At 64.1% G+C, this 18,224-nt stretch carries 13 protein-coding genes; 8 read left to right on the top strand and 5 right to left on the bottom strand.

What is annotated here, in order from left to right; translation table 11 throughout:
* Positions 1-22 precede the first annotated feature (22 nt).
* Entirely contained in the window at positions 23-2,689 is a 2,667-nt protein-coding gene (locus PST29_RS18650) for an ATP-binding cassette domain-containing protein (protein ID WP_060844021.1), read from the top strand.
* Positions 2,690-2,823: 134 nt separating this feature from the next.
* Positions 2,824-3,057, top strand: coding sequence for a DUF465 domain-containing protein (locus PST29_RS18645; protein ID WP_060839997.1), 234 nt, complete (start codon positions 2,824-2,826; stop codon positions 3,055-3,057).
* Between the two features lie 101 nt (positions 3,058-3,158).
* Here the strand turns inward: PST29_RS18645 and PST29_RS18640 are convergent, their stop codons facing one another.
* Complete coding sequence (locus PST29_RS18640; RefSeq protein ID WP_060844020.1) at positions 3,159-4,262, bottom strand: SMP-30/gluconolactonase/LRE family protein; 1,104 nt, start codon at positions 4,260-4,262, stop codon at positions 3,159-3,161.
* Positions 4,263-4,287: 25 nt separating this feature from the next.
* A complete protein-coding gene (locus PST29_RS18635; RefSeq protein ID WP_060844019.1) occupies positions 4,288-5,463 on the bottom strand; it encodes a sterol desaturase family protein in 1,176 nt (391 codons plus the stop codon).
* Positions 5,464-5,617: 154 nt separating this feature from the next.
* Between PST29_RS18635 and PST29_RS18630 the strand changes: the two genes are divergently transcribed.
* The 4 genes from PST29_RS18630 to PST29_RS18615 all read left to right on the top strand — a co-directional run bounded on the left by PST29_RS18630 (position 5,618) and on the right by PST29_RS18615 (position 10,308).
* Positions 5,618-6,091, top strand: coding sequence for a hypothetical protein (locus PST29_RS18630; RefSeq protein ID WP_082729272.1), 474 nt, complete (start codon positions 5,618-5,620; stop codon positions 6,089-6,091).
* 331 nt (positions 6,092-6,422) lie between these two features.
* Complete coding sequence (locus tag PST29_RS18625; protein ID WP_060839994.1) at positions 6,423-6,971, top strand: fimbrial protein; 549 nt, start codon at positions 6,423-6,425, stop codon at positions 6,969-6,971.
* A gap of 78 nt (positions 6,972-7,049) precedes the next feature.
* Positions 7,050-7,781: a fimbrial biogenesis chaperone gene (locus PST29_RS18620; protein WP_060845151.1), complete on the top strand. Its 732-nt coding sequence runs from the start codon at positions 7,050-7,052 to the stop codon at positions 7,779-7,781.
* Positions 7,782-7,890: 109 nt separating this feature from the next.
* Positions 7,891-10,308 carry a fimbria/pilus outer membrane usher protein gene (locus tag PST29_RS18615; protein ID WP_232513172.1) on the top strand — a complete coding sequence of 806 codons (2,418 nt, stop codon included), beginning with the start codon at positions 7,891-7,893 and terminating at the stop codon, positions 10,306-10,308.
* 86 nt (positions 10,309-10,394) lie between these two features.
* Here PST29_RS18615 and PST29_RS18610 read toward each other — a convergent pair whose 3' ends face one another.
* Together PST29_RS18610 and PST29_RS18605 are read right to left on the bottom strand one after the other, a co-directional pair.
* Positions 10,395-13,985, bottom strand: coding sequence for an ATP-binding protein (locus tag PST29_RS18610; RefSeq protein WP_060844018.1), 3,591 nt, complete (start codon positions 13,983-13,985; stop codon positions 10,395-10,397).
* A 10-nt stretch (positions 13,986-13,995) separates the two neighbouring features.
* Positions 13,996-14,619, bottom strand: a complete 624-nt coding sequence (locus tag PST29_RS18605) for a response regulator transcription factor (protein ID WP_060839990.1) — start codon at positions 14,617-14,619, stop codon at positions 13,996-13,998.
* Positions 14,620-14,954: 335 nt separating this feature from the next.
* Here PST29_RS18605 and PST29_RS18600 point away from each other — a divergent pair, with 335 nt between their 5' ends.
* Positions 14,955-15,911, top strand: a complete 957-nt coding sequence (locus PST29_RS18600; protein ID WP_060839989.1) for a fimbrial protein — start codon at positions 14,955-14,957, stop codon at positions 15,909-15,911.
* A 144-nt stretch (positions 15,912-16,055) separates the two neighbouring features.
* Positions 16,056-17,297: an EAL domain-containing protein gene (locus PST29_RS18595; protein WP_082729270.1), complete on the top strand. Its 1,242-nt coding sequence runs from the start codon at positions 16,056-16,058 to the stop codon at positions 17,295-17,297.
* A 22-nt stretch (positions 17,298-17,319) separates the two neighbouring features.
* Here the strand turns inward: PST29_RS18595 and PST29_RS18590 are convergent, their stop codons facing one another.
* The gene (locus PST29_RS18590; protein ID WP_060839987.1) at positions 17,320-17,946 is read right to left on the bottom strand and encodes a response regulator transcription factor; all 627 of its coding nucleotides are present in this window, start codon (positions 17,944-17,946) and stop codon (positions 17,320-17,322) included.
* Positions 17,947-18,224: the final 278 nt, after the last annotated feature.

Raw genomic sequence — 18,224 nt, 5'->3', positions numbered from 1 at the left:
ATCTCCAACTGCAGGCAGGTTCATGACTTCTTCGTCCCATGTCCCCCATGACGCCCTGGCGAGCACGCCACCTTCTGATCGCGACGGTTTTGTCCGGGTGCGCGGCGCCCGCGAGCACAACCTGAAGAATGTCGACGTGGACATTCCCCGGGATGCCCTGGTGGTGTTCTGCGGGGTGTCTGGCTCGGGCAAGTCGTCCCTGGCGTTTTCCACCCTGTATGCCGAGGCCCAGCGGCGCTATTTCGAGTCGGTGGCGCCCTATGCCCGGCGCCTGATCGATCAGGTCGGGGTGCCGGATGTCGATCGCATCGACGGCCTGCCGCCGGCGGTGGCCCTGCAACAGCAGCGCGGCACGCCGAGCACGCGCTCTTCGGTGGGCAGCGTGACCACCTTGTCCAGCTTGGTGCGCATGCTCTATTCCCGGGCCGGCAGCTACCCGCCGGGGCAGCCGATGCTCTACGCCGAGGACTTTTCACCGAACACCCCCCAGGGCGCGTGTCCGCAGTGCCACGGCCTGGGCCGGGTCTATGCCGTCGATGAAGCGAGCATGGTCCCCGATCCTTCGCTGAGCATCCGCCAGCGCGCCGTGGCCGCCTGGCCGCTGGCCTGGCAGGGGCAGAACCTGCGGGACATCCTGGTAACCCTGGGCTACGACGTGGACATTCCCTGGCGCGAACTGCCGAAACAGCAGCGCGAGTGGATTCTCTTCACCGAAGAGACTCCCACGGTGCCGGTGTACGCCGGGCTGACCCCGGAGCAGACCCGCGAGGCCCTCAAGCGCAAACAAGAGCCGAGCTACATGGGCACCTTCAGCGGTGCCCGGCGCTATGTGCTGCACACCTTCACCCACACCCAGAGCGCGCTGATGAAAAAGCGCGTGGCGCAGTTCATGCGCGGCAGCCCGTGCCCGCTGTGCGAGGGCAAGCGGCTCAAGCGCGAGGCCCTGGCGGTGACCTTTGCCGGGCTGGATATCGGCGAGCTGGCGCGCTTGCCGTTGCTGCAACTGGCCGAGGTACTGCGGCCGGTGGCCGCCGCGGCTTACCTGGAGCAGGCCACCGCCGATGAGCCGGTGCTGAGCCATGCCCAGACCCGCGCCGCGCGCCAGCAGCGCCATGCCCGGGGCGCCCCGGAGCATCGCGGCGCGCCGGATGTGCGGCACACCCCCAACCTGTCCCCGGAGAAACGCCTGGCCGCGCAACGCATCGCCCAGGACCTGCTGGAGCGGGTCGCCACCCTGACCGACCTGGGGCTGGGCTACCTGGCCCTGGAGCGCAGCACGCCGAGCCTGTCCAGCGGCGAGTTGCAGCGCCTGCGCCTGGCGACCCAGCTGGGCTCGCAGCTGTTCGGGGTGATCTACGTGCTGGACGAACCGTCGGCGGGCCTGCACCCGGCGGATGCCGAGGCGCTGTTCCAGGCCTTGCAACGGCTCAAGGCCGCCGGCAACTCGCTGTTCGTGGTGGAGCATGATCTGCAGACCCTGCGCCGTGCCGACTGGCTGGTGGACGTGGGGCCGGCGGCCGGGGAGCGGGGCGGCCAGGTGCTGTACAGCGGTCCGCCGGCGGGGCTGGCGGCGGTCACGGCTTCCCCGACCCGGGCCTATCTGTTCGCCGAGCGGGCCCCGGCCCGGCGCACCCCGCGCCAACCCCGGGGCTGGCTGCGCCTGGAGGGGGTCAGCCGCAACAACCTCAAGGACCTGGATGCCGCGTTTCCCCTGGGTTGCTTCACGGCCGTGACCGGGGTGTCCGGGTCCGGCAAGTCCAGCCTGGTGAGTCAGGCCCTGCTGGAACTGGTGGGGGCCCATCTGGGCAAGGTGGGCGGCAGCGAGGAGGCGCCGGAGCTGGACCTGGAAGACGACGCGCCGCCAAGCAGCAGCGGTCGGGTCAGTGCCGGCCTGGAGCAGATCAAGCGCCTGGTGCAGGTGGATCAGAAGCCCATCGGCCGTACCCCGCGTTCCAATCTGGCGACCTACACCGGGTTGTTCGATCAGGTGCGCAAGCTGTTTGCCGCCACCCCCGAGGCCCGGGAGCGCGGCTTTGACGCCGGGCAGTTTTCCTTCAACGTGGCCAAGGGTCGTTGCCCGGCCTGCGAGGGCGAAGGCTTTGTCAGCGTCGAGCTGCTGTTCATGCCCAGCGTCTTCGCCCCATGCCCCACTTGCCAGGGGGCCCGTTACCACCCCGAGACGCTGGCCGTGACCTGGCAGGGCCTGAATATCGCCCAGGTGCTGCAGCTGAGTGTCGAGCAGGCCTTGCCGGTGTTCGCCGAGCAAGCGGGCATCCGCCGCACCCTGCAGGTGCTCTGCGACATCGGCCTGGATTACCTGCGCCTGGGGCAGCCGGCCACCGAGCTGTCCGGCGGTGAGGCCCAGCGCATCAAGCTGGCCACCGAGCTGCAGCGCAATGCCCGGGGCGCGACCTTGTACGTGCTCGACGAACCCACCACCGGCCTGCATCCGCAGGACGTGGACCGGTTGCTTGCCCAGTTGGACAAGCTGGTGGAGGCGGGCCACAGCGTGGTGGTGGTCGAGCATGACATGCGCCTGGTGGCCCAGGCCGACTGGGTCATGGACATCGGCCCGGGTGCGGGGGACCAGGGCGGCACCCTGGTGGCCTGCGGCACGCCGGAGCAGGTGGCCCGGCAGCGCGACAGCCGTACCGCCGCGTTTCTGGCCCAGGCCCTGGCCGGGCATTGATCCAGGGCAGGGCGGGCGACGAACGGTTACCGCTGGTCTGATTGGCGGTCGACAGACCCGGGGCGCGAAGGCCATTCTGATCACCGGCAGGGGCGTTATCCGGCCCTTGCTGCCATCAACCACGGAGGTGTTCCATGCCGGTGACCCACGACCTTTACCAGGACCTGAGCTGCAGTAAGGAAGACATTCAAAAGCGTCGGGCCAGTGACCCCCACCTGAATGCTCTGTTCGACAAATACACCATCATCGATGATCAGGTGCTCAAGGCCGAAGCGGCGGCTGCTGCCGACGACGAACTGAAGAAACTCAAGGAAAAGCGCCTGCTGATCAAGGACGAGATCTCCGAGAAACTCACCGCTGGTTCCTGACCTTCCCCTGTGGCCAGGGCGCTTGCCCCTACCGGGCGCAGCCGCCCTGACGCCCGCCGGGCTGTCACGCCCCGGCGCGGCGCATCCCATCCCTCATCCGCTCAAGGCGCCAGTGCCTCCTGCAACGGCAGGCGCGCCATGTGCCGAGCCGTCAGCGACCCCAGGTACAGCGCATCGCCGTATTCGCGCACCGTGGTGATCGGCGAGTAGTTGCCACTGCTGGCGTCCTGCAGGTTGGCGATCACCCGGCCCTGGGTGTCCAGGCCCAGCACAAAGCCGCGCTTTTCCACCGGCTTGGGCAATACCGTCATCGCCCGCACCAGCATCTTGCGCACCAGCGGATAGGGCGCCGTGCCGTCGAGCAACGGGTTGCGCGGCGCATACAGGGCCACCCAGAAACGCCCGGCGCCGTTGAAGCTCAAGTTGTCCGGCAGCCCCGGCAGGTTGTCGATGAACAGGTCGTGCCGGCCGGCCTGATCGCCCTTGAGCCAGTAGCGGCTGATGCGGTAGGCGCCGGTTTCATTGACCAGCACATACGCCTCGTCCGGTCCCAGGGCGACGCCGTTGGCGAACTCCAGGCCCTCTAGCAGCACCTCGGTCTTGCCGCTCTGGAAGTCGTAGCGCAGCAGGCGCCCATCGGCGCCGTGCTCGATCACCGCTTCACCGTCATGGCCGTAGCCCCAGCGGCTGCTGGCGTCGCTGAAATAGGCGTAGCGTCCGGCGGCGTCCACCGCCACATCGTCGGTAAAACCGAATGCCAGGCCATTGGCGGCGGTGCTCAGGGTCTGCAACTGGCCTTGGCTGTCCAGGGCCAGCAGGCCCTTGATGGCATCGGCGATGATCAGGCGTCCATCCGGGTGCCGGGCCAGCCCCAGGGGGCGGCCGCCGGTGTTGACCAGCACCTTGAGGGTGCTGCCGTCGAGGCGGGTCTGGATCACCCGGCCGTCATGCAGGCCGCTGATCAGTTGGTCCTGTTCCAGCAGCAGGGCTTCGGGGCCGTCGATATCCCGGGCGCCCACCGCTTGCAGCGCCTTGAGTTTCTGGTTCTCGGCGAACGCGCCCTGGCTCAGGGACGGTGCCGGCGCCGGTTGCCAGGCCACCGGCTGGACCCGGGTCGGCCACAGCAGCAGGAAGGCCAGGATCGCCAGCAGCACCAGCAGGACAATCCGCGCAGCGCTGAAACGTCGAGGGGCTATGTGATTCATGCAATGACTCCTGTCGGGGGCGGCCTCAGGCCGGGTGGCCTGGCGCCGGGGCGGGCGGCAGTGGAATGGCGTGCTGGGCCGTTTCGCACAATGCCAGCAATGAGGCGGCGGATTCTCGCTCAATCCGCCGCTTGAATAACAGCTGATTGCCCAGGCGCATCAGCAGAGGTTCGAAGCGATATTCCAGGGTGCGGATAAAGCGTGTGCGTTGGGCCGCCAGCGCCTGGCACTCATAGGTCAGGCGCAATGCCAGGCCATGCTCGCCCCGGGCGCTGGCGCGCCAGCGCTGCCCCGGCAGGTACTCCTCGACCCGCCAGCTAAGGTGGCCGCTGCGCCCGCCGGCATGGATGTCTTCCTCGAAACCCTGCCCGGCGAACAACGGGCCAGCGTCGCCCAGCACCTGCAACGAGGACGGGTGCCATTGCGGCCAGCAGCGCGGACTGGCGGCATAGGCCAGGGTGGCCTCGGCGCTGCGCGGAATATCGACCTGATGCTGCATGCGGGTCATGGGCCTGGCCGGGTCGAAGGCGGTCGCCGCGGACGAAGATTCCTCGGGCTGCCAGTACAAGGTGCCGAACAGCCAGTCCATCAGCGGCAGGACGATATTGAAATTGCGCTCCTGCATCAATTCCCGGCGGTGATGCAGCTCGTGTAGGCGGCGCATCTGCCGCACCCAGGGCAGGCGCGCCAGGGGGTGGCTGGCGGGCAAGTGCTCGCAGGCATGGAAGACTTCATAGGCCAGGTAGCCGATCAGGGTGCAGCTGGCGAACAGCGCCGCCACGTTGCCGTTCCACAGGCGCAGCAAGGCCCACAGCGGCAGGGCGAAGAGCAGGCTGTGGACCACGATCAGCCAGGCCGGAAACAGGATCACCCGCCAGTCCTTGCGGCCTTGATAGCTCATCAGCCCGGGGGCGAAGAAACTGTGGTGGTCGCCGGTATGGCGGGCATAGAACAGCCGTGCGAAGCGGCGCTTGTGATGCCCCAGCCAGCGGTGCACCAGGTAGATGCACAGGTTGAAGAACAGCAGCGCCAAGGGCACCGCCAGCCATTCCAGGGGCTGCACCTGACGCAGGGTGCTGCACAGCAGGACGACGCACAGCAAGCCATAGCCCAGGACAAAACCGCCATGCAGCCAGGGGTTGTAGCGCGGACTGACCGCGGCTCGATACTGCTCGCGAAAGTGTTCGATGGTGTCTCGCACGACGCTGTTCCTGTTGTTGTTTTTGTCGGCTGCAGCGTAGCCGCCGGCGCTTTATCCGGCCAATGGGCAGGGGGCAACGGGCAAAAACTCATGAGGCAAGAAGATCGATGGCCGTGCACAATCCCGCCCTTTTACGCTTGCAAGGACCTGCGCCATGACCGAGGTTCGTTACCCGCGCTTCAAGGTATTCATGAGCTTTATCCTGTGTCCCCTGGTGCCGGGTTTTGTCGCCGGGCTGATCAATAGCGTGCTGCTGGTGGCGCACATAGCCACTCATCCAAGGCTGATCGGCGAGGTGCGTGGCGGCGAGATCCTGCTGATGCCGTTGCTGATGCCGCTGGTGGCGGTCCTGGTGTTTTTCCTGCCGTTGCTCGGGCTGGCCCTGGGCGCGTCCCTGCTCAAGGTCAGGCGCTCGGCGCGCAGCTGCAATGCCCTGGCGCTGCTCGGCGCCGTGCTCGCCACTGGCTGGGTCGCGCTGTTTATCCGCGAGGTGGTCACGCACAGCGCAAGGGCCCGCTATGACGACTACTGGCTGGGGTTGTTCCTGGTGTTCCTGGCCGCCCTCGTCACCTGCTGGTCGACGGCGCGGCTGTTTCTGCCGCCGCGCCTCCAGGAGCCGCGTTCATGATGCCTGCTCGGGTCTAGTCGGGTCCGGCCAGGATCCAGCGCCGGGCTGGCGCTAGCTGGGCAGGGCGATCGGCGTTGGGCAGGCACCACGCGCACAGGCTCTGCGCCGAAAAAAAGCGCCCGGCGCGGGCTTCTTAGTTGTTGCAGGCCCTTCGGGCCAAGACTTTCGGGGGGCTCGAGGCCGAACGTCTTGATGGGCCTCCGGTTTGCAATCAAGAATCTTCTCGGTCACGCCCGAGAGCCGTCCTATCTCATTCACAAGTTAACGTTTGTAGGCTTTCCAGGCCTTGAGGAGCAAGGCAAACGTCAAACACGAGATAGGTATAAAACCCATGAAATTCATCAAGTCCGCACTGTCTGTCGCTGTGTGCTGTGTCGCTGCCCAGGCCATGGCGGCCGACGGCGAAATCAACTTCACCGGCTCGATCACTGCCAATACCTGTTCGGTGAGTGTCGGCGACCTCAACGGCGGTGCCGGCGTTAATGTTTCCCTGGGCAACGCGCCCGCCCTGTCGCTGAAAAAGGCCGGCGATACCGCTGGCGCCGGTTCCTTTGCCCTGACCATGACGGCACCGAAGGACGACAAGGATTGTGTGCTGACCGGCAAGACCGCCACCGTGCGCTTTCTCAGCATGAACGGTGCCGCCGGCCCCAACGGTGAGTGGCTGGCCCTGGAGGGCGCAGGCGGCGCCGGGGTGGCCAAGAATGTCGCGGTGCAGATTCGCGACGCCAAGGGCGTGGACGTGCAACTGGGCCGGGCTTCCAGCGAGTACGCGGACCTGACCCAACCGATGCGTTTCACCGCCAACTACATCGCCACCGGTGAAGCCACGCCGGGCACCGCCAACGCCAAGGCGTCCTTCAGCGTCGACTACAAGTAAGCGCGTTCCGGCCGGGGCTCCTGCCTGTGACTTGGGGGCCTCGGCATGCCCTGTTCCCTGCCTCAGGTTCTGATCGATATGACTACTTTCCCTCGCTTTCGCGGCGCGCTGCTGTGCGCGTCCCTGGCGCTGCTCTGGCCCGTCTCCCAGGCCAGCGCCGGCATCATGCTCAATGGCACGCGGATCATCCTCAACGCCGATGAACGCAGTGCCTCGACCATCGTCTCCAACCTCACCAGCAGCGATTACGCGGTGCAGACCTGGGTCAATGACGCCGCGGACAGCAAGGGCTCGCTCAGCCCGTTCATCGCCATGCCGGCGCTGTTCAAAGTGCGCGCGGGCGAGGAGCAGGTGGTACGGATCATCAAGACGCCCGGGCAACTGCCGGAGGATCGGGAGTCGGTGTTCTATTTCAATGCCCAGGAAATTCCCCTGCTGGAGCAAAAGCAGGAGAACACCCTGAAAGTGGCGGTGCGCACCCGGGTCAAGCTGTTCTATCGGCCCGGCCACTTGCCGGGCAGCGCTCAGGACGCGCCCGGCCAGTTGACCTGGAAACTCCTGGCGCAACCGTCGGGAACGGTGTTGCAGGTGACCAACCCGAGTGCCTATCACATCACTTTCATCGCTATCCGGGTGATGGATGGCGACACCCCGATCGAGCTGCAGGACGTCGACATGGTGGCCCCCAAGTCCACCCAGGACTTCCCTCTCAAACGCCGGCTCAAGTCCGGCAGCGCCACTGTGGAATTCTCGATCATCAATGACTACGGGGGTTACAGCGATCCGTTGAAGTCCAGTGCGACGTTCTGAGCCGATGGCGTGCCTACGGAATGAAACCAGCGCAGTCATGCAGAGGGTCAAGTTCGGGATGTGTGTGTGTTTGAAAAACTGGGTCGGTTGTTTGGCCGGATCGCTATTGTTGGCCGCCCTCAAGAACAGCGCAGTCGCCGCCGCAGAGTTCGATAGCGGATTCGTGGCGGATTTTGGTGGCAGCGGTGCACTGAAAAGCGATCTCGAAGCCATGCTCCATGAGCAGGACGTGGGTCCGGGCCGCTACCTGGTGGAGATCAGTCTCAACCGTGATTATTTTGCCCAGCGCGACCTCAGCTTTGTCCCCGGCGACAAGGGCCTCAAGGCCTGCCTGCCGCAGGCACTGCTGACGGAAATGGGAGTCAAGCTGCCTCCCTTGCAGGCCCCCGGCATCGATGAGCAATGCCTGGACTTGCCCGGGCTGGTGCAAGGCGCGAGCGTGAATTTCGACAGCCGCCAGCTCCGGCTGGACATCAGCGTGCCGCAGATAGCCATGAACCGCGATGCTCGGGGCTATGTGGCGTCCGAAGAGTGGGACAGCGGGGTCAATGCCGGCTTTCTCAACTATCAGTTCTCCGGATCCCAGAGCAGGAACCCGCAGCGCAACGCGGCCAACTATTACCTCTACCTCAATGGCGGTCTCAACCTCGGCGACTGGCGCCTGCGCTCCAGTTCGTCCTATCGCAAGGACGGCACCTGGGAGCGTGCCGCCAGCTATGTGCAACGCGACCTGCCGGGGACCCTGGGCAGCCTGACCCTGGGTGAAAGCGTGACCCCGGGAGACACCTTCCAGAGTGTGCCGTTTCGTGGCGTGCAACTGGCCAGCGACACGCAGATGCTGCCCGACTCGCTGCAGGGCTATGCGCCGGTGATCCATGGCGTGGCGCAGAGCCAGGCCCGGGTCGAGGTGCGTCAGCACGGCTATTCGCTGTACAGCACCTTCGTCTCCCCGGGGCCTTTCGAGATCCGCGACCTCAACGCCGCGTCCGGCAGTGGTGACCTGGAGGTGATCATCACCGAGGCCGATGGCAGCGAGCGGCGTTTCATCCAGCCTTACGCGACCCTGGGCAACCTGCTGCGCGACGGCACCTGGCGCTACAGCCTCAGCGCCGGCCAGTACCATGAGCCGAGCTCGCAGGTAGAGCAGCCGACCTTCACCCAGGCATCCCTGGCCTATGGCATGCCGCGGGACTACACCCTGTCCCTGGGCGGGTTGCTGGGGGAGGGCTATCGCGCCTATCAAGTCGGTGTGGGCAAGGGCCTGGGCACCTTCGGCGCTTTGTCCCTGGACGTGACCCAGGCCATGACCGACACCCCGCTGGGGTCGCTCAGTGGACAGAGTTATGGCCTGCGCTACGGCAAGGCGTTCGCCACCGGCACCAACCTGCGCTTTGCCGGCTATCGCTATTCGACCCCCGGCTACCGGGACTTCAGCGAGGCCGTGAGCCAGAGCACCTGGGACAGCGATCACGATGCGGACGGCCGCTATCGGCGGGTCAGCCGGCGCAGTCGACTGGAGGCCAACCTTTCCCAGGCCTTTGCCGACAGCACCTCGCTGTACCTGAACCTGTCGCAACAGGACTACTGGAACTCGTCCCGGCAGCAACGTCAGGTGCAGTTCGGGGTCAGCGGCCAGGTGCAGCGGGTCAACCTGTCGCTGTACGCCAGCAAGAGCCTGAGCGACAGCGATGACCAGGGCGTGCAGGTGGGCCTGACTCTGAGCTTCCCGCTGGGTCGGCAGAACGCCAGCGTCAGCCTGGAGCGCAATGCCGACGGCAGCCACGACCAGCGCCTGGGCCTGAGCGGCCTGGCGGGGAACTACCACAACCTCAACTACAACCTGGACATGCTGCGCAGCGAGCATTCGGCCAACACCGGCTCGGCCTCCGTCGGCTATCGCGCGCCCTGGGCCAGCCTCAATGCCGGCCTGAGCAGCAGCAGCGCCTACAAGACTGCCAACGTCGGCATCTCCGGCTCGGTACTGGCCCACCCCGGTGGTGTGCAACTGGGCCAGAGCCTGGGCGAAACCATGGCCCTGGTGGAGGTCAAGGACACCCCCAATGTGGGGGTCAACAATGCGCCGGGCACCTTTACCGATGCCAAGGGCTACAGCCTGGTGCCCTATGTGCAGCCGTACCGGCGCAACCGCATCAGCCTGGACACCAGCAAGCTGGACGCCAACACCGACATCGACAGCGGCGTGAGCACCGTGACCCCGCGGCGCGGTGCGGTGGTGCTGGCGCGCTTCAAGGCCCGGCACACCGAGAAGGTGCTGGCCAGCGTGACCCTGCCCGGGGGCGCGGTGGTGCCGTTCGGCGCGGCGGTGCTGGATGCCGCCGGGCATAAGGTCAATGCCGTGGGACCCATGGGTCAGGTGTTGCTGGCGGTGGGCGAGAGTCGCGACTTCCGCCTGGTCTGGGGGACCGCCGCCAGTCAGCAATGTGCCTTCACCCTGGACCTGCAACAGACCCGGGAACAGGAAGGCTTCAAGCTGGCGAACCTGCGTTGCGCGCCCTTGGGCCACTAGCGCCCGGTCCCGGCGTCAGACCCGGCCCGCAAGCTTCGGCTTGCGGGCTTTTTTTGACTCTGCATCCGGGCTTGGTGCGCCCGGGGTCAATGCGGCTGGGCGGAAGTGGCCAGGGTGCTGTTGAGCTGTTCCATCAGGGTCCTGACCTCCTGGCACAGATGGGCCAGGGTGTCGACGGCGGCGTTGTCCGCCAGGGCTTGCTCCAGGGTTTCGCACAAGCGCAGCAGGGCGTCGGACTGCATCATCTGCGCCGAGCTTTTCAGCTTGTGGGCCTGGCTGGCCAGGGTCTTGAAGTCGAGGCGGGCCATGGCCTCCTCCAGGGCCTGAAGGTCCTGCTGATTGCAGACGATCAGGTGGCCCAGCAGGCTGCGGCGCTTGTCCTCCGGCAGGTTGAACAGCAACAGCGCCGAGCTGCCGTCTTCCACTTCCTGCGGCGTCCTGCTCTCGCTGAAGAGCGGCACGTAGCGGGCCAGCATCGACACGCTCAAGGGCTTGAGCAGGCAGGCATCCATGCCGGCGGCGAGGCCGGCCTGCATATCCTCGCCCCGGGCGCTGGCGGTGGTGCCGATGATGGTGCAGGGGGGCATGCGCATCTGCTGTTCCAGGCGGCGGATCTCTTCGGTCAGGCCGATGCCGTCCAGCTCCGGCATGTTGCAGTCGGTGATGATCAGGTCGACCTCGTTGTCCTCCCAGATGAACAGCGCCTCAAGCCCATCGTGGGCCAGGATTGGCAGGTGGCCGAGCAGTTCGATCTGCTCCTTGAGCAGGGTCAGGCTCGGCAGGTGGTCCTCGACGATGAGGATCTTCAGGCGCCGCTGGATGGGCGCCGCCGGTTCGCTCTTGGGCAGCGCCAGTGGGGTGTCGCTGGGGGGGGCTTCTTCGGCGCAGGCGGTCAGGGTCATGGTGGTGCCCTTGCCCGGGGTGCTGTCCACCAGCAGGTCGCCATCGATGATCCGGCTCAGCGACTGGCAGATACACAGGCCGATGCCGGCGCCACTGTTGCGGTTGACGGTGACCCGGGAGAAGGGCGTGAACAGGCTGGCCATGTCGGCCGGATCGATGCCCGGGCCGGTGTCCTGCACGCTGATGGAGAAGGCGAAGCGCTGTTCGCCCAGCGCCACGCCCTGGACCCGCAGGGTGATGTCGCCACTGTCGGTGAACTTGATCGCGTTGCTCATCAGGTTGGAGAGGATCTGCTTGATCTTCAGCCGGTCCAGGCGCAATGGCAGGTCGGCGCAGGCATCGAAGTGGGTGATGATCGACAAGCCCTTGCGGGTCGCCAGGCTGTCGAAGATCCCGCGGATCGAGGTCACTATCTGCCGCAGGGTGCAGGTTTCCAGGTGCAGGCGGGTCTGCCCGGATTCGATGCTGGAGATATCCAGGATGCCCCCCAGCAGCTCCAGCAGGCTGACGGCCGCCTCGTGGGCCAATTGCAGCGATTCGAGGTTCTTGCCCTGGGGCGCCTTGCGGGTCAGTACCAGCTCCAGCATGCCGATGATGGCATTCATCGGGGTCCTGATTTCGTGGCTCATGGTGGCCAGGAAGGTCGACTTGGCGCTGTTGGCCCGGTCGGCGGCCTCCTTGGCCTGGCGCAGTTCTTCGAGGATGCGCAGGCGATCGCCGATATCCAGCCAGCCGCAGACCACGCCGAACACCTGCTGCTGATCGTCGCGCAGCGGCTGGATCCAGTGGTAGATATCCAGGCTCTGGCCGCCCAGGTGCAGGGTCTGGTCCCGGGCAATCGCGCTGCCCGATCGCACCACCTGCTCATAGTCGTGCTGCCATTGATTGACCACGGTGCGGCTGAGCAGCGCGTCGAGGACCTTGCTGTTGGTGCTGGAGGTGGCGCCAGGGGCGAAGGTCTGGGCGTAGGGGGTGTTGAACAGCAACAGCTCGCCGTCACGGTCACGCACGTAGATCGGGTGGGGAATGCTGTCGACGATGTTCTGGATCAGGCTCAGGCGCTCCTGCAATTGCTTGCGCACGATGGATTTCTTGAAGATCAGCTTGCGCAGGTAAAGGATCCAGATGCAGGTGGCCAGAAGCAGGACGAAGGAGACGCTGAGCACCTGATAGACCCGCAGGGTCACCTGTTCCCAGTACTTGTTGTCGGTGGCGGCGTTGGCCCGCCAGCGTCCGGAAATGGCCGCGGTCTCGCTCGGGGAAATGCGCAGCAGGGCCTTTTCGATGATGGAGATCAGCACCTTGTTCTGCGGCTGGCTGGCGAGGCCGATCCGTGCGTTGACGCCCTTGAGCAGGCCCGAGACTTTCAGCGCGTCCTCGTATTTGTAGGACAGGTAGTAGCGGGCCTGGTTGGTGGAGGTCAGGGTGAAGTCGCTGCCGCCGTCGCGTACCCGGTTCAGGGAGTCGGCGACGTTGTCGGTGGTGTGGATCTTCAGGTGCGGGTAGTTCTGGCGGATGTGTTCCAGCAGGGCGTCGGAGGTGGGCAGGGCGATGCTCTGCTCGGGACTGTCCTTGAGGTTGAATTCCTCGGGGCCGTTGTTTCGGGTGATCAGGGTATAGGGCGTGGTGATGACCGGGCGGGTAAACAGGTACTTGCGATCCCGCGAGTCGGTTTCCGACATGATTCCCAGGTCCACTTCGCCCTTGTCGAGCAGTTCCATGGCCTTGTGCACCGAGCGGGTGCGGACGATCTCGAAGCGCAGTCCGGAGTTCAGGCGCACCAGTTCCAGAATGTCGGACATGGTGCCGCCGAACTGGCCGCTGTTGTCGAACAGCGCGTAGGGCGCGAGGTCTTCGCTGACGGCGATCCGGAAGGGCCTCTTGCTCTGCAGCAGCTGCTTTTCCTCGTTGTTGAGCACGCTGACGAATTCGTCATCGCTGCACTTGAGGGTCACCACCCACCAGTTGACCATCCGGATGATCTGGCAGCGGCTGCGCGACTGCAGCTGCTGGTTGAGGATCGAGACCAGGCGCCGGTTTTGCCCGGTGTAGGCAAAGCCGATGTAGGCCTCCAGGCCGTTGACGCTGATGTTGGTCACCAGCTGATTGTTGAAGCTCTGGTTCAGCAGGTAGTTGGTGCTGACGGTGTCGCCCAGGTAGGCCTGGGCCTGCCCCTTGAGCACGGCGGCGATGGCTTCATAGGGCGACTGGTAGTTCTTGATGGTGGCGCTGCGGAAGATCTTGAAGGTGTTCTCGTCGATGAAGCCGTCGGGGGTGGAGGAAATCTGTGCCGCAGGGTCGCGCAGGTCCACGTCAAGCAGGCTGCCGGTGGTGGAATACAGGGCGATCTGGGTATAGGCGTAGGGCGAGGAGATTTGTACGCCGTACTTTTCCGCCTCCGGTTGGGTGGCGGCATCCACCAGATCGATTTCTCCCGCTTGCAGTGCCTTGAAGGCGCTCATGCGGTCCGGATAGCTGCTGATCTCGAAGCGGATGTTGAGGACTTTCTGCAGCGCCAGCAGGTTTTCCGCAAGGATGCCTTCCAGCTGTTTTTTCTCGGTGAAGATGGTCAGCGGCGGGTAGTCGGGGTAGGTCACGCCGATTCTGACCGGCTTGCGCTGGCTGAGCCAGGCCCGGTCTTGCTCGGTGACCTGGGCGGAGAACTGCAGGGCTTGTCCCCGTGACGATAACTGGAAGGGCTCGGCACCTTGGACAACGGCGGGCAGCAGGGCCGTGAACAGAGTCAGGAGTAGCGTCAGGTAGATGGGATTCATAGGGCGCAGGTCAAAGCAGATTCATTTCTTTGGCTATGCTGGCCAGCTCTATGGTAGTGCGTACCCCCAACTTGCGAAGAATGTTGATCTTGTGTCCGCTGACCGTCTTGTTGCTCAAGTGCAGGCGTTCACCGATGGCCACATTACTCAGTCCCTGGACCAGTAGTTGCAAAACGATGATTTCCTTATTGGTGAGTCTCTGCGAAGCCGACTCGTTGTTCTGCCCGTGTTCCATGTAATGGGCCAGTACTTCCTTGGGGAAGTAAAGATAACCGTCATTGATGGTGTTGAGCCCCTTCACCAGTTCATCCATGTTGGCGCTCTTGTTGATGAAGCCCAGGGCTCCGGCTTGCATGCAGCGGGCCGCATAAGTGCTGGCCAATTGCGAGGTGAAGACCAGGGTCTTGATCTTGAGGTTTTCCGAGTGGATGCGTTGCAGCACCGACAGCCCGTCCAGGCTATCGAGGCCGATATCCAGCAGCAGGTACTCCGGGGCCAGGCTGCGGATCTTGGCGAGGGCGTCCAGGCCATCGGTGGATTCGGCAACGACCTGATAGCCATGTTGCTCCAGCGTGACTCTGATCGCCCCGCAGATAATCGGGTGATCATCCACGATCAGTACGGTTCTCGTCATGGTTTCCTCATTCTGATTCTTACTTGGAGAGTGTTTATAGCGGTATACGATAAAGCTCCGGTTTAACATCCGAATTATACCTGCGCACCCTCTTGGACGGTTCTAAAGAGCAGTGCGCTGACGGACTTTTAAGGATGTTCTTGGTTTTCTACAAGAAGCTTCTTGGGTTTTTTGGCGGGTGCTTTTGTTAGCCTGTTGACTCTTTTAGTTGTGCTGGAAAAGAGCATCAGAGGCAGTTAATGCACGGTCGATTATTGTTTTTGCTTTGTTGCATAAGTGGCGGCGCCTGGGCCGATTGCACCGGTGGTGATACTGAAAATTATCTGGACTTCGACATGGGTACTCAGTATGTGCCCCGTGATGCGCCCATCGGTTCGGTGATCGGCACGGCCAATGTCCGTTATTCCTATCAGCACTCCAGCGATATCGTCTGCAATGTCGGCGATTTGTGGGAAGTCAGGATCAATGGATGGCCAAAGGTGAAGGGCATCACTCTGCCGCCGATTACTGGGCTGGAGATGAGCAATGCAATGATCTCCAAGACTAATGTGCCTGGCGTGGGCTTGGTGATGACGGCGCCGGGACGTTCAATGAGCAAGTGGAGTGCCGTCAGCGGAGTGAGTCCTTATGTGCCCTTCAAGCTGAGCAACACCCAGCCGTTGACTATTGTCGATCCGGTGATTACCACGTTTACGCTGGTCAAGATCAGCAACGAGATTCCCATGGGCACTTCGGCCATCAAAAGCAGTAGCTCGGCACTGGGTTTCTGGTCTGGCAAGCGACGTTTTCACAGCGTGTTTCTGATGGGGACCGTGGTGCGTTCCGAGTGTTCTCTGGAATCGGCCAACACCGTCATCGAAGTGCCCATGGGCGAGGTCATGCGTCGCCAGTTCAACGGCAAGGACAGCCACATGGACAGCAAGGATGTGGTCATTCCCCTGACCAACTGTACAGCGGGCACCTACCCGACGGATCAGGGCTGGAACTACTACCAGAACGCCAACGCCCACCTGCGCCTGGAGGGCGTCCAGGGCTCGGCGATCCTCGACGCCCATCGGGGCATTCTCGGCCTGACGTCGGACTCCACCGCCAAGGGCGTGGCGGTGCAGGTCCTGCGCAAGGATGGCGTCACCCCCTTGCCCCTGGGGCAGGAGGTATCGATGGCCCGTCTCAGCGGCAGCCAAATGAACATCGAACTCAAGGCCCGCTACATCCAGACCTCCGATTCGGCGGCAGGCCCCGAGCCGGGCAAGGCCAATGCCCGGGCGGCCTTTACCCTGACCTACAAGTAACCGCAGCGACTGGTCACACCCGCTCCTGGGGGCGGTGGGGCCGGCAAGGGCATGAACTCGGAAAGCTCTTGCTCCGATTCAGGAAGCGTCCTGAGTTCAAGCGAAGCTGTTTTGGATAGGATGATTTTTTCCGGAGCTGTCTTGATGTCGACGTTGAGCGTACTGCTGTTGTGTTCGAACGCTTTTCGGGTTCGACGCCTTTCAAGAATACTCACAGCCTCCGGGGTTGCCCGGGTTCAGGTGATCGGTCAGGAAAGCCAATGGGCGCAGTTCCCGCCCGAGTTGGATGAACTGGACCTGGTGATCTGCGATTCCCTGCAGTCGCTGACGGCCATCTACTACCTGCGCCGGCTCTGCGAGCACTATGGCTTTTTCTCGATGATCGAATGCGAGGCCCTGGATGCGCCCATCCGCTGGGGGCTGGCGAATTTCCGCGCACATTCGGGCAAGTACTGCGCCGGCAGCTACAGCGACCTGGACACCACGCAGATCAGCGGCTTGCTGCTCAAGGCCTTGACCGTGAAGCGCGCGGTGCATAAGCACACCCGCAGCAGCACCCTGGCCGCGCCGAAACGCCCCCCCGCCAGCAACGACTGGGTGGCGCAACGGGATGTGTTTCAAGCCCTGGCCGCGCAGCAGTTCATTCCCTACTTCCAGCCTCAGGTGTGCCTGCGCACCCGACGCATCACCGGTGTCGAGGTCCTGGCCCGCTGGCAGCATCCCGACAAGGGCGTGCTGGGGCCGCAATTCTTCCTCGACCTGTTCGACAGTCCGTCGCGGCATCGCCAGTTGTTCGAGTGCCTGGTGCACCAGGGGCTGCAGGTGCAACGGCAATTGCAGGGCACGCCGGGCGGCGATGCGCTGGTGTTTTCCTACAACATCGAGGCCAGTCAATTGACCGACCCCGAGTTTGCCGCCCGAGTGTTGCAGCAGATCGACGCCGCCGGGGTGCCCAAGACTCAGGTCACCCTGGAGATCACCGAGCGCCAGGCCCTGACCCTGGACATGCAGAGCATCGAGAACATCAGCGTTCTGCTCAACAGCGGGGTACGCCTGTCCCTCGACGACTTTGGCACCGGGCATTCGTCGATCATGCGTCTGGCGGACATTCCCTTCGGCCAGATCAAGCTCGACTCGGGCTTTGTCGCCAGTGCCCTGGGGCACAAGGAAACCCGGATCATCGAGGCCCTGGTGGGGCTGGCCCGTTCGCTCGACCTGGAGTTGGTGGCCGAGGGCATCGAAACCGAGAAGCAGCGCCGGCATCTGCAGCGCCTGGGAATCGATGCGGCACAGGGTTATCTGTTCCACAGGCCGATGAAGGGGGCGGCGCTGGCCCGGCTGCTGGCCACGGACAGCCCGCCGCTGCGGCTGATCCGTCAGGGCTAGTGCCACTGCGGGCCGGCACCGCTCACAGCAGGTCCATCTCCTTGGCGATGGTGGCCAGTTCGATGGTGGTGCGCACCCCGAGTTTCTTCAGCACATTGATCTTGTGCCCGCTGATGGTCTTGTTGCTCAGGTTGAGCTTGCTGGCGATTTCCAGGTTGCTGTAGCCGCTGGCCAGCAATTGCAGGATCACCAGTTCCTTGTTGGTCAGGTTGTTCAGTGCGTCATTGGCGGCGTGGCCGATTCCCCGGTACATCTCCAGGACTTCCTTGGGGAAATACAGATAGCCGTCGGCCAGGGCATTCAGGCCCTTGACCAGTTCCTGCAGGCCGGCGCTCTTGCTGATGAACCCCATGGCCCCGGCCTGCATGCAGCGCACGCCGTAGGTGCTGGCGCGATTGGCTGTGAACACCAGGGTCTTGACCTCCAGGTGATCCATGGCAATGCGTTGCAGCACCGAGAGCCCGTCCAGGTTGTCCAGGCTGATGTCCAGCAGCATGTAGTCCGGGCGCAGCTGGTGAATCTTCTCCAGCGCGTCGAAGCCGTCGGAGGATTCGCCGATCGGCTTGTAGCCATGTTCTTCAAGCAGCTCGGTGACGGCGGCGCAGATGATCGGGTGGTCGTCGACGATCAGTACACGTTTGTTCTTCATGAGGCCCTCGGAAGACACGCAAGGGAGAGCAGGTGGTTTTCTTGGCGAAAAATGGGTCACTCGACGGTCACTGTCTTTGTTGTGGGGGGGCCTGGGCCTGATGACCCGTTGCAGGGGATCAAGGATTGTTTGCCTGGCCGAGGAGCGCCGGCATGGGCCCGGGGGCGCGAAGGCGTTGCCAGCGGCGCCAGCATGTTAGTTCAGAAAAACGGGCAATGGATTCGTGCAAGAAACGCCTTGTCGCTTTCCAAGAAGCTTCTTGCCGGGGCCTTCGCGCT

It is taken from the genome of Pseudomonas sp. St29 (assembly GCF_001547915.1).
GTDB lineage: Bacteria > Pseudomonadota > Gammaproteobacteria > Pseudomonadales > Pseudomonadaceae > Aquipseudomonas.
Note: the sequence above shows the minus strand (reverse complement) of the source record. Positions and strands in the feature narration are given on the sequence as shown.